The organism is Streptomyces sp. NPDC085866 (assembly GCF_044541035.1).
In the GTDB taxonomy this organism is placed as follows: Bacteria; Actinomycetota; Actinomycetes; order Streptomycetales; family Streptomycetaceae; genus Streptomyces.
In genome coordinates, this window is sequence record NZ_JBITSQ010000003.1 from 291,832 (window position 1) to 304,041 (window position 12,210).

The 12,210-nt window shown below is 71.7% G+C and carries 10 protein-coding genes and 1 pseudogene; 1 reads left to right on the forward strand and 10 read right to left on the reverse strand.

Annotated features, from left to right (window positions below; translation table 11 throughout):
* Positions 1–7: 7 nt before the first annotated feature.
* The 8 genes and pseudogenes from ACIF83_RS08080 to ACIF83_RS08115 all read right to left on the reverse strand — a co-directional run bounded on the left by ACIF83_RS08080 (position 8) and on the right by ACIF83_RS08115 (position 6,027).
* Entirely contained in the window at positions 8–1,426 is a 1,419-nt protein-coding gene (locus tag ACIF83_RS08080) for a DUF2252 domain-containing protein (RefSeq protein WP_398137839.1), read from the reverse strand.
* Positions 1,423–3,009 carry a GMC oxidoreductase gene (locus tag ACIF83_RS08085; protein ID WP_399724508.1) on the reverse strand — a complete coding sequence of 529 codons (1,587 nt, stop codon included), beginning with the start codon at positions 3,007–3,009 and terminating at the stop codon, positions 1,423–1,425. Before ACIF83_RS08085 ends, ACIF83_RS08080 begins: the two co-directional genes overlap by 4 nt.
* Before the next feature lie 173 nt (positions 3,010–3,182).
* On the reverse strand, positions 3,183–4,115 hold the full coding sequence (locus tag ACIF83_RS08090) for a cyclase family protein (RefSeq protein WP_393470638.1): 933 nt from the start codon (positions 4,113–4,115) through the stop codon (positions 3,183–3,185).
* A gap of 246 nt (positions 4,116–4,361) precedes the next feature.
* Complete coding sequence (locus ACIF83_RS08095) at positions 4,362–4,553, reverse strand: hypothetical protein (protein WP_399724511.1); 192 nt, start codon at positions 4,551–4,553, stop codon at positions 4,362–4,364.
* Positions 4,550–4,861: a DEAD/DEAH box helicase gene (locus tag ACIF83_RS08100; RefSeq protein WP_399724514.1), complete on the reverse strand. Its 312-nt coding sequence runs from the start codon at positions 4,859–4,861 to the stop codon at positions 4,550–4,552. The genes ACIF83_RS08095 and ACIF83_RS08100 overlap by 4 nt, the downstream gene beginning before the upstream one ends.
* Before the next feature lie 28 nt (positions 4,862–4,889).
* A pseudogene (locus tag ACIF83_RS08105) lies at positions 4,890–5,108 on the reverse strand (DEAD/DEAH box helicase); the annotation flags it as partial.
* 83 nt (positions 5,109–5,191) lie between these two features.
* A complete protein-coding gene (locus tag ACIF83_RS08110) occupies positions 5,192–5,569 on the reverse strand; it encodes a hypothetical protein (protein WP_399724517.1) in 378 nt (125 codons plus the stop codon).
* A complete protein-coding gene (locus ACIF83_RS08115; RefSeq protein ID WP_399724520.1) occupies positions 5,566–6,027 on the reverse strand; it encodes a hypothetical protein in 462 nt (153 codons plus the stop codon). Before ACIF83_RS08115 ends, ACIF83_RS08110 begins: the two co-directional genes overlap by 4 nt.
* 115 nt (positions 6,028–6,142) lie before the next feature.
* On the opposite strand from ACIF83_RS08115, the gene ACIF83_RS08120 reads away from it, so the two are divergent.
* Entirely contained in the window at positions 6,143–9,700 is a 3,558-nt protein-coding gene (locus ACIF83_RS08120) for an NB-ARC domain-containing protein (RefSeq protein WP_399724523.1), read from the forward strand.
* Positions 9,701–9,713: 13 nt separating this feature from the next.
* On the opposite strand, the gene glpK is transcribed toward ACIF83_RS08120, so the two are convergent.
* Both glpK and ACIF83_RS08130 read right to left on the reverse strand, forming a co-directional pair.
* A complete protein-coding gene (glpK, locus tag ACIF83_RS08125) occupies positions 9,714–11,228 on the reverse strand; it encodes a glycerol kinase GlpK (RefSeq protein WP_399724526.1) in 1,515 nt (504 codons plus the stop codon).
* Between the two features lie 45 nt (positions 11,229–11,273).
* Positions 11,274–12,041 carry an IclR family transcriptional regulator gene (locus ACIF83_RS08130; protein ID WP_393470618.1) on the reverse strand — a complete coding sequence of 256 codons (768 nt, stop codon included), beginning with the start codon at positions 12,039–12,041 and terminating at the stop codon, positions 11,274–11,276.
* Positions 12,042–12,210: the final 169 nt, after the last annotated feature.

The window sequence follows — 12,210 nt, forward strand, 5'->3', positions numbered from 1 at the left end:
CCCCTGCTCAGGCCGCTGCCGCCGTGACCCGTCCCGTACGGACGGCGTCGACGAGTGCCTGGTGGTCCCTCTCGTTCTGGTCGGCGTAGAGCTCGGCGAACGTCACGAGCGCCCGGTCGAAGACGTCGCCGCTGCCCAGATACGAGGCGATGGCGATCCGGTCACCCGACCTCGCGTGCGAGCGAGCCAGCGAGGCACCGCACATCTCACCGAAGGCCTGCAGTCCGGGAGGCAGCATGCTCTCGGGCTCGGCGATGCCCTTCCAGTCGCGCAGCTGCCTGACGTAGAAGTCCCGTCGGCGGCCGTCGATGCCGTCGGCTCGCTCCCAGCCCAGGAAGATGTCGCTCGTGGCCTGCATGAGCCGCTGGCCGGAGACCACGCGCTCGCCCTGCGACCGGAAGCGGCCGGCGCCGACGAAGGGTGCCAGCACCGATTCGTCGGCCTCCTTGGCCTGCAGGAACAGCGGGTCCTCGCCGTCCCTGCCGAGCAGCAGCGCGATCCAGCAACGGGTGCCCACGCTGCCGACGCCGACCACCTTGCGGGCCATGTCGACGATCCGGTACTGCTCCAGCAGAAACCGCCGGTCCGCCTGCAGGGTCTTCGAGTACCGTTCGAGCAGCCGGCGGATCTGCTTCTCCAGCGCGCCGCGCTCGGCGTCCGGAAGCAGGTCCTGGAACGGGGTGATCAGCGGCGGATCCGGCGCGATGCGGACCTCACCGTCGACGACGTGGGTGAGCTTGCGGTAAGCCTGGAGGCTGTCCCGGGTGCGTGCCTTCACCACCGCATCCGACCAGACGCCGCGGGCCCGCGCGCTCATGTCCTGGACGAACCGGGACTGCACCCCCTGCTCCTCGAACTGGGCGTACCACACGGGAAGATTGCCCATCGTGGCGAACTCTCGCATCCACTCGCGGTAGGACCGCACCGTCGCCCGTACGACGCCGGCGCGCTCCTTCGCGCTGAAGCCGTTGCCCCTGCCCGCGATGACGAGACTGGCGGACAGCCGCTTGACGTCCCACTCCCACGGACCGGGCAGGGTCTCGTCGAAGTCGTTGATGTCGAACATCAGGCGGCGCTCGGGCGAGGCCAGCAGCCGGAAGTTCAGCAGGTGCGCGTCACCGCACAGCTGCGCCGTGATCCCGGACCGCGGGGTCCCGGCCAGGTCCCCGGCCATGATGGCGGCGGCCCCCCGGTAGAAACGGAAGGGTGACTCGGTCATCCTCCCGTAGCGGATCGGTACCAGCTCGGGCACCCGCCTCGCCGACTGCGCCTCGATGACGTCCACCGGATCGGGCCGCTTCTCCGTGGGGGCGAACTCGGCCTGGCTGGAGCGGGGTACGGAACTCCGGGCCGCCTTGCCGAGTGCGGCTCTCTCCTGCGGCGTACGGTGCCAAATGCTGCCGTCGGCCGGGGGGCGGGAGGTCATTGCAGCCGCTCCGCGATGTGGTCGCCGACCCGCAGGGCGTTGGCTATGGCGGTCAGCGAGGGATTGACCGCTCCGATGCTCGGGAAGAAGCTCGTGTCGACGACGTAGAGGTTGTCGAGGTCGTGGGCCTTGCAGTTGACGTCCAGGGCAGAAGTCGCGGGGTCCCTGCCGAAGCGGACCGTGCCCGCCTGGTGCGCCGTGGCGCCGATGGGCATCCCCTTGTGCAGGTAGATGCTGCGCGACAGGAGATGGTGTTCGTGCATGCCCAAGTGGCTGAGCAGACCCTGCAGTTTGTGCCGCAGGCGCTCCAGCCCGGCGATGTTGTTCTTCTCGTCGAGGGCGAGATGGATCCCGTCGTCCCGGTCCAGGGTGACGCGGTTCTCGGCGGCCGGCAGGTCCTCCCCGCACAGCCAGAAGTCGACCGCGTGGTGGGCCAGCACCTCGAACGGCATGTCCGGGGCTACCGCCCCGGCCCAGCGGGGCGCTTCGCCGTGGATCTGCTCGGCGTCGGACTTGCCGAGCATCTGGATCCCGCCCAGGGGGTAGTCCCAGTCGTCGGATCCCAGGTACCAGTCGTGCAGCGCCAGAGTCTTCTGGAACTTGGTGTCGTTCGGTTCCCGGGACACGGCCATGAGGGCCATGTTGTTGTGCCGCATGTAGTGCCGGCCCACCACGTCCGAGCTGTTGGCCAGACCCTGCGGATGCCGGTCGTCGGCCGAACGCAGGAGCAGGACGGCGGAGTTGACGGCGCCGCAGGCCACCACCACGATGTCGGCGCTGAACTCCACGGTGGCGGGGTCTCCGTCCCCCACGGTGGCGACGACCTTGGTGACGCTCCGGCCCGTCGCGTCCGTCTCGAGGCGCCGTACGTCCGCCTGGGTGACCATCTCGACGTTGGCCTGCTCCAGAGCGGGGTCGACACAGATGACCTGGGCGTCGGACTTCGCCCCGACCAGACAGGGGAAGCCGTCGACCCGGTCGCAGCGGATGCAGGCGCTGGTGTGGACGGCCCGGCCCCGGTCGTCCTGGGTGAGATTCACGCCGATCGGGAGGTGGAAGGGGTGCAACCCCTGCTTCTCCAGGTCGTGGCTGAGCTGCTCGATACGCGGCTCGTGCTGGACCGGCGGGTAGGCGTACTGAGCGCTGGTGGGACCCGCGGTGGGGTCCTCGCCGTGCCGGCCGTGCACGAGGTAGAGGTGTTCGGCCTGCGTGTAGTAGGGCTCGAAGTCCTCGTAGCGCAGCGGCCAGGCGGGCGAGATGCCGTCGTGGTGGCGGATCTCGCCGAAATCCTCCGGGCGCATCCGGAAGAGCGCGGCGCCGTAGAACTTGGTGTTGCCGCCCACGTAGTAGTTGACCTCGGGCGGGAATTTGTCGCCGTTCTTGTCGAACCAGAACTCCGGAGCGCGGTACTTGCCCTTGACGAAGACCGCGGTCGAGTCCCAGTTGTCGCGTTCGCGGGGCAGATAGCCGCCGCGCTCGAGAAGGAGGATCCGTTTCCCCGTGCCCGCCAGCCGGTGGGCGATGGTGCCACCGCCCGCACCGGTGCCGATGACAATGACGTCGTAGTGCCGCGCTTCGGTCATGCAGGCCACCGCCCTCGGAGCCTCGTCCGGTCCTGCCCGGGGTGAAGGAGACGTCACCCCGGCCGCCATCCCACCCCGCTCACCAACGTAGCTCCGGGTGATCTACCCGGCGAGTTGGGCTGTACGGGTGAGTCGGGGCGCGGTGGGCTTCTCCGTCCGGGTCGGGCCGCCCGTCACAGGATCGCGAGCGGATTGACCGGGGAGCCGGTGGCCGAGGGCAGCCGGAGCGGGGCGATCACGCAGAGGAAGGACCAGCGGCCCTCCTGGGCGCAGACCGGCGCGAGGTCCTCGAACCGCAGATAGTCGAGCAGATGCAGTCCCATCGCGTGGACGGCGAGCACATGCACCGGGTACGCGACCCCCTGCACGGCGCTGGGGCCCGTGTCGTTGTTGCCGTCGCTCCCGAGTACGGACACCTCCCGCTCCGCCAGGAACTCCATGGCGGCCGGATGGAGCCCGGCGCGAGCGCCGGACACGTCCCAGGGGCCGAGTTCCTCGCGCCGCAGCCGGTGCCCGACCCGCACGAGAAGAATGTCGCCCCTGCCCACTCGGAGCCCCTGCTCGGCCTCGGCGGCAGCGAGGTCGTCGGCGGTCACGTCCGTCCCGGGTTCGAGCCAGGGCACGCCGTGCAGCCGGGGGATGTCCAGGAGAACCCCACGGCCGACGATGCCGTCGCGGGCCAGATCGACGGACAGGGCGCCGGCGCCGTCCGGCGAGAGCACGTCCGCCGCCGGCAGACCGCCGTGCAGCGTGCCGTCGTAGATGACGTGGCACAGTGCGTCGAGGTGGCAGTTCACGTCACCGTGAACGTTCATGGCAAAGCGGTCGCGCGCGAAATCCAGGCCGCTCGCACGAGGGCGGCCGCCTTCCGGAGCGGTGAGCCGGTGCTCCGCCGGTTCGGCGTCGTCCGGTGCGACACGCGTGTTCACGGGGGCCGCGAGCGACACCGCGCGTCCGGACCGCACCTCGCGGACGGCCGCCAGCACCTGTGCCTCGGTGATCGTCTCCAGGGCGCCCCGGCCCGCGCCGGCGCCGGGTGCCGCGTCCCTCAGCCGTCGGTACAGCGACCCGAAGTCGGCCTCGCTCATCACCTGGGACGTCCGCATCCCCCCACCATCCGGCAGCAGCCGGATTCCCGCACACCGAGTCGCCCGCACCCGGCCCAGGGGTGTCGATCTTCATCGCGGCGGCCGCGCTGGTGGTGGCCGGGGGCTTCCGGGACACCTCGGCTCCGCGTTTCCGTGGCCTGGGCCGACCACCTCTGTTTCGCTCTGTCGGTCATGCCGATGTTCCCCCCGCGGCGCGAAGGGGCACGTATTCGGGTCCTTCGGTACGTCGGGGGTCCAGCCGCTTCACGACCCGTACCCGGTCGCGTTGTAGGCCGCGAGCCGGCCGGCGGCCAGGTGGTCGCCGCGGGTGAAGACCGCCGCGCCGCGGCGGCCCGCCGAGGGGTCGTCGGGAGCGGCGGGCGGGTGGTTCAGCCGGGCCGGGGTGCCGTCCGACGCGTAGCGGAGCGTCGTCGCGCCGTCCCAGAGGCGGATCACCCTCCCTCGGCGCGGGGAGCAGGGGGATCCGCCAGGTCAGCCGGGTGGGCCGCCAGGCGGTACGGATCAGCCGGGCGCCCCAGCCAGTCGGCGACCTCGTCGCCGTTGGCCACGGTCGCCGACAGTCCGACGATGCGCGTCCGGGCGCTGTCCTCGCGCACCCGGGTGAGCACGGCCTCCAGCACGGCGCCGCGCGCCGGATCGGCGAGCAGGTGGATCTCGTCGACGACCGGACAACCGACCTCGGCGTGGGCGCCGCCCCAGCGAGCCGTTCCGGCAGATCGCCTCGAACTTCTCGGTGGGGGCAACCCAGACGTCGGCTTCGCGGATGAGGTCGATGTCGACGGCGTACTCCCCCGTGAGCCGGACGACCGTGAGTCCGTGCCGCCGCCAGATCTCCAGTTCGCGGTCGAGTTCGTCGGTCAGCGACCGCTGGGGCACCAGCCAGGCCGCCTTGCGGCCATCGGCGTGGGCGCGCAGCGCGGCGACCATGCCGATGGGCGTCTTGCCCGCGCCGGTCGGGGCGACGACGATCAGATGGTCGTCGCCCTCCATGACCGCGGGGACGGCGTCGGCCTGGGCCGGGTTGAAGGTGGGGTGCGGCAGCAGGCGGGTCCAGTCCTCGGGGACGAGGTCGCTCACCGGCACGTACGGGACGCAGTCGGCGTCCGGTACGTCCTCCAGGGCGTCCCACCCTGGCCGCCGGGACCGTGCAGCCGGCGGGCCGCGGCGCGCGGGCCGTCGCCGTCGCCGTCGCGCCACGCGGCCAGCTCCGCCCGCTCCCGGTCGCGGCCGGTGAAGTCGAGTGCCTGGAAGCGGGCGTTGAGCAGACGGCTGGGCTGGGCGGTGAGCCAGGCGGTGTCCTGGTCCCCGGGGGCACCGGCCGGACTGTGCTCGCAGAGCAGGTAGACCGGGCCCCGGTCGGGGAAGACGTGCAGATCGGCACCGATGACGCCGTACCCGAACCCGCCCTCGACACGGACCACCTGCGTGGGCTCCGGGACCGCATGGGTCACTTGGCTTCTCCGCCGCCGCCTCCCTGCCCCGGAGGAGCCTGGTGCACGATGACGTTGCCGCCCTGGACCGCGAAGACCTGACCGCCGTCCTTCGCGACGTTGTTCTGCACCCATGCGCGCTGGGTCTCGGGCAGAAGTTGCCGGATCTCGCCGATCAGTTCCCGCAGTTCGTCGGCGGCGTCCGGGTGTTCGCCGAGCAGTGATTCCAACTCCAGCTGCCACACGGGGAGCAGGCTCTGCCGTACCCGCTCGGCGTCGTCCGCCCGCAGGTCCAGGGCCGCATTGTTGTCCAACTGCGCCTCGATGGCCGCCTGCTGCCCTTCCCCGCGGCGGCCGAACAGCTTGGCGATCCCGCCTCGCGCGACCGTCCAGGAGTCGGTGGCCATGGCCCCGACCACCGTGGTGCCTCCGGCCAGAATCAGTTCCTCCAGCATCATTCCACCGTCATGTGCTCTCAAGAGCACTGCTCCGTACGCCTATTGTCCATCCTGGTGATCAAGTCCGGCACCGGGGCAGGGCTGTCAGTGGTGGCGGGCATGCTGGTGGGTGAGTCGAGGCACAGGGGGGCGGCACATGGGCGGAGTCGACACGGCACGGGGCATGGGGTTCCAGACGGCGTGCGCCATTCTGCAGCTGATCCGGACCCCGGAGGAGCACCCGGAGGCCGGCACCTTCCGGGTGGAGGGCGCCGACGAGGCAATCGACTTCGAGGTGCGTGACGCGGAGGGCCGGCCGCTGCTGCTCGCCCAGGCGAAGACCCGCGTCGAGCCGGGATCGTGGTCCGGTCCGGAGCTGGTGCGGCTGGCCCGCCGCTGGGGAGCCGCGGATCCCGGCGGTACGGCGGTGCTGCGGTTCCTCTCGGACGCCCCCGTGCACCCGTCGGGGCAGACCCTGCGGGACGCGGTGGCGCGGGCCCGGGCCGTGCCGGACCCCGGCCGGTGGCTGGCGGAGTGTGAGGGCCTGGTTCCGGCCTCACTCGGTCTCACCACCGAGGACCACGCGCTGCTGCGCCGGCTGGAGATCGAGACCCGGATCGGCCCCTGGGAGCAGATCCTCGACCAGGCCCGGCTGGAGCTGCTGCGGCTCTCCCCCGTCGCGATGGCGGCGGCCGAGGTCGACAGCACCGTGGACGCCCTGTTCGTGAAGATGTTCCAGTGGTCCGGGGACCGCCGCCTGGCCCGGCGCACGGTCCGGCTGGACGAGCTTCCCGGTCTCCTGCGCGGACGCCGGCCCGCGTCCGGGGCCGTGGCCGTGGCCGGCGAGGCGCCCGGGCCCGTCCGGGCCCCGTTCCGCGACGTCCCCTCGGCCGCGGGCGTGCGCGGCCGCGGCCTGGAACTGACGGCGCTCAGGGAGCGGTTCCTGCGGGAACCCGATGCGGGCACCGTCCGCGTGGTGGTGTCCGGACTCGGCGGGATCGGCAAGTCGAGCATCGCCCGGCTGTACGCCCACCGGCACCGGGACGCGTACGAGTTCGTCTGGTGGATCCCCTCCGACACCCGGGAGGACGTCCTCGCCGCCTACCGGCGGATGCTCGCCGAGGAGCGGCAGGAGACGGAGGCGGCCACCGAGGAGGAGATCCTCGCCCAGGTCGGCCGCCGCCTGGCCCACCTCGGCCCCCGGCTGCTGCTGGTCTACGACAACGTGGCCGGCCGCGAGCAGCTGGCCGGGCTGCTGCCCTCCTGCGACGGAGCGCACCTGCTGGTCACCACCCGCGACTCGGCGTGGGCCGCGGCGGACGGCGGGCTGGTCGTGGAGCGGATGGCGGCCGACGAGGCCACCGAGTGGGCCGGGGAGCGGCTGCCGGGTGCCTCGAGCGCCGAGGTGTCCGCGCTGGTCGACGCCGTGGAGGGCATCCCGCTCGCCATCGCCCAGGCCACCGGTTACATCGCGGCGACCCAGTGCCCGGTCGACATGTATCTGGCCGAACTGGCCGACTGCCGGGCCCGGTTGCTCGACGACCCCGGCTTCGTGCCGCTCGACTACCGGCAGGGCGCGACACTGACCGCCGCGGTGACTCTGAGCGTACGGAAGGTGCTGGAGCAGGCGTTCTGCTCGCCCGAGGCCTCGGGGCACCGGCTCGCGGCCGAACTGCTCGCCCGATGCGCCTTGTTGGCGCCTGACTTCATTCCGCTGCATCTCGCCACGCTCGACCTGCCGACCGGATCGGCCGTCTACGGCGCCGTGGCCCAGCTGCGCAGGTTCTCTCTGGTCGATCCCCGGGACGGCGTGCTCGCGATCCACCGCATCGTGCAGGAGATCACGCGGGGGATGCTGGACGGCGCCGCGGTGGACGGGATGCAGGGCCGCTTCGAGTACGAGCTGGCCATGCGCCTGGTGGAGAGCCAGAAGCAGCACACGTGGGCCGAGGCGGCCGCCCTGATCGAGCACGCGGTCCACGTGGCACGCAACGTCCGCGGCAGCGGCCGGGCGAGCGGCAGCACCGTCGCCCTCCTGGCCAACGTCGCCGGCGCGATCTCGACCGTGAACGGGGATCCGGCGCGCAGCGAGGGGCTGTTGCGCGAGGCGCTGGAGATCGTGGACGAGGCCGACGGGGCGGCCGTGGACGACCCGGTCTACCGGCGGGCCGCGACGACGACCACCTTGGCCCAGATCCTGATGAACCTCTCGCGGTTCGAGGAGACTGCGGAGGCGGCGCGGACCGCCTGGAAGCTGCTGGAGGACATGAACACCCTCGACGCGGAGGGAGTGGAGCACCTCCTGCTGGCCCACGTCTACGACATGCGCGCGGCAGTGGCGCTGGACCGGCTCTCCGACGGCGCCCGCGCCCAGGCTCGGCTCAACAGGGTCCTGCAGCGCGAGGATGTGCCTCCCGCGCTCGCCTTCCGGACCCGGCTGGAGCAGGCGCAGATGCTCATGTGGATCCAGGACTGGGACGGGGCAGCACTGGTCATCGAGCAGGCCGCGGCCCAAGCCCCGGACGAGGCGGAGACGAGCACGGAGCTGCGCTTCCTGGACGCGGTGGTCAAGGCTTCCACAGGCCGGCTGGAGGAGGCGCTCACCGTCACCGCCGGAATCTCGGAGCCCGCCGAACGGACAGCCGTGATCGTCATCCGCCACCACGTGGACCTCCTCGTGGAGGCGGCACATGCGCTGATGGTCGGCACCCTCGGCAGGCACGCAGAGGGCCTCAGCACGGAAGCCTGGATCCTGCAGGCCGCCGAGTCGATGATCGACAGGGGCGAGGCCCTGCTGAGAGCGCACACCGGAGCCGGTCCGGATGCACTCGCTCCGGTCGTGCAGCGTCGCGCGGTTCTGGCCTGGACCCGGCACCAGCTGGGACATCCGGACGGGGACGTGGAGCTGGCCCGCACCCTCATGCGCGATAGCCTCCGGCTGTTCGAGGAGGCGGGGCAGAGCCACGTACCGCTCGCGGCCAATGCTCGGAGCATCCTGAAAGCCTACGAGCTGGGCGCCCAGGCCGAACCCTCCGAAACGACGGACGGACACGCCCCCGATGCGTTTCCACTCCCGCCGTCGGGCGGCAGCGGTGCGCACCTGATGCCCGAATACCCCTGGCGCCACGCCGTGGCGCTTGCCCAGGCGGCTCCGCCGGACGCGCGCCCGCTGTACAGCCTGATCGGCGCCACCTCCTACCACTTGGGCGGGCAGGAGGCGCCCTCCCCCGTCTTCCTGTCCCTGGCGTTCGCCGTGGCACTGCGCGCCATTGGGCTGGACAGCCGACTGGTCCCTGCTGCGGTGCAGGTGATCCGAGCGGACGGAGAGCACCTTGACCTGCCCGAGTTGCGGCTCCCGCCGATGATCACGGAGAAGGGAGAGGTCTTGGGGCACGTGGCTGTCTGGTGCGAAGGCGCCGAGCGACTCGTGGACCCCGCTCTGCTGCTCGGCCAGAGCAAGTTCGGGCCCGGCACCGCAGAGCGTGAGATCTTCCGGGCTCCCACAGTCTTCCCGGCGCCCGGGCTGGATGCTCTGCTCGGCCAGCGAATGGGCACCCACCGGGAGGGTCATCTACTCGGGTACGAGTTGTATCCCCAATGGGAGGAGCACCTCAGCGGGGTGATCGCGCGCCTGGACAAGACCGCGGTCGCCGCCTTCGCGCACGCACTGGCGACATCCGCGGCCCTGGCCGCAGACGCCGGAGGGCATACCTGACGAACGGCCCGGCTCAGGGCGACCGCGGCGGTCTCACCCACCCCAGAGACCGCTCCACGGCCCGCTGCCAGTTCTCGTACTCCCACTGCCGCACCTCGGGGTCCATGGCGGGCAGCCACTGGCCGGCCCGGTGCCAGTTGCGGCGCAGCACTGCCAGGTCCGACCAGTAGCCGGCGGCGAGGCCGGCCGCGTAGGCGGCACCGAGGGAGACGGTCTCGGCGACCATGGGCCGCACCACGGGGACGTCGAGCACGTCGGCCACGAACTGCATGAGCAGGTTGTCGGCCGTCATACCGCCGTCCACCTTGAGCTGCTTGAGGGCGAGCGAGGAGTCGGCGTTCATGGCGTCGACGACCTCCCGTGTCTGCCATCCGGTGGCCTCGAGGACGGCTCGGGCCAGGTGTCCCTTGGTGATGTACGAGGTGAGGCCGACGATGACCCCGCGCGCGTCGCTGCGCCAGTGGGGCGCGAACAGGCCCGAGAAGGCGGGGACGATGTAGCAGCCGCCGTTGTCCTCGACCGACCGCGCGAGGGTCTCGATCTCCGGGGCGCTGCTGATCAGGCCCAGGCGGTCGCGGAACCACTGGACCAGTGCGCCGGTGACGGCGATCGAACCTTCCAGGGCGTAGGCGGGCGGCGCGTCCCCGATCTTGTAGGCGACGGTGGTGAGGAGCCCGTTCCGGGACCGCACGAGGTCGTTGCCGGTGTTGAGCAGCAGAAAGCTGCCCGTCCCGTAGGTGCACTTCGCCTCGCCCGGGGAGAAGCAGGTCTGGCCGAACAGGGCGGCCTGCTGGTCGCCGAGGGCGGCCGTGATGGACACGCCCGGGAGCAGCGCGCGGGCGTCGTCGTACGTCTCGGCGGAGGACCTGATCTCCGGCAGCATCGAGCGGGGCACGCCGAAGAAGGCCAGGAGTTCCTCGTCCCAGGTGAGGCTGCGGATGTTCATCAGCATCGTGCGGCTGGCGTTGGTGGGGTCGGTGATGTGCAGGCCGCCGTCGGTGCCGCCGGTGAGGTTCCAGATCAGCCAGCTCTCGATGGTTCCGAACAGCACCTCGCCGTCCTTCGCGCGCTGCTCCAGGCCCTTGACGTGGTCGAACAGCCAGCGGATCCGCAGCGCCGAGAAGTAGGTGGAGGGCGGCAGACCGCACCGCTCCAGGAAGAACTCCTCGCCGGGTTGTCGTCCGAGGGACTCGACGAGCGGCGCCGTGCGGGTGTCCTGCCAGACGATCGCCCGGCCCAGTGGGGCGCCGGTGCGCCGGTCCCAGAGCACGGTGGTCTCCCGCTGGTTGGCCAGGCCGATGGCGGCGACCTGTCCCGAGTCGAGGCCGGCGCCGGACAGGGCCTCGGGCACGACGCGCCGCAGGTTGTGCCAGATCTCGACGGCGTCGTGCTCGACCCAGCCGGGCCGGGGGAAGTGCTGCTGGTGCTCCCTCTGCGCGACCGACACCAGCCGTCCACGGTGGTCGAACAGAATGCATCGGGTGGAGTTGGTCCCCTGATCGATGGACATTACGTACCGTTCAGCCATGATCGGGTCTGCCTTCCGACGGGTCGGGGAGCGGCGGGTCCGGGTCTACCAGCGAGCGGCCCCCAGGTCTCTGGAGATCGCCCGCGCGGCCTCGCGGATCAGCGTGATCTGGCTCGGGCGGGGGTGGCCCTGGCTGTCGCAGATCCGCTCGACGGGCCCGGACAGCCCGATGGCGCCGACGACCAGGCCGCCCTGGCCCCGGATCGGCGCGGCGAGCCCGGCCTCGCCCATGCTCATCTCCTGGATCTCGGCGGCCCAGCCGAGTTCCCGGACCTCGGCGAGCCCTCGGGTCAGCTGCTCGGGAGTGACCAGGGTGTGCCGCGTGTACGACTCCAGCTGCAGTTCCTGGCCCGGCTCCAGGGACGCCGCCCCGTAGGCCAGCAGTACCTTGCCGAGCGAGGAGGCGTGCAGGGGCAGCAGCGAGCCCACCTCCAGGGTCTGGAAGGTGTCGTCCGGCCGGAACACGTGGTGGACCACGAGAACCCGGCCCTCCAGCGGGGTCCCGAGGCGCACCGCTTCCCCGCTGCGGGCGGCGAGGGCGTCGGCCCAGTTGAGGGAGCGCGACCGCAGCTCGTTGACGTCCAGGTAGCTGGTGCCGAGGTGCAGCAGGGCGGCCCCGAGCTGGTACTTTCCGGTCGCCGCGTCCTGTTCCACGAAGTCCACGTGCTGGAGTGTGCGCAGGATGCCGTGGGCGGTGCCCTTGGCCAGGCCGAGCGAGGCCGCCACCTCGCCTAGCCCGAGTCGGCGGGGCCCGGCGGCCAGGAGCCGCAGGATCGCCGCCGCCCGTTCGATCGACTGGACTGGGCCGGCCATGAAGCGAGCGTATTACCGCCACGGGCGCTTCGCTTCACGGGCGGGTGGGGCGCCCCGGCTTCGGGCCGGACGCGGGGCGTTCGGTAATGCCGACCGCCGTTCATTGACCCGCCCGGTTTGTCTCCATAACGTGCTTCAAGGCCCGGAAAAGCGACCGCGGAACGGCGCA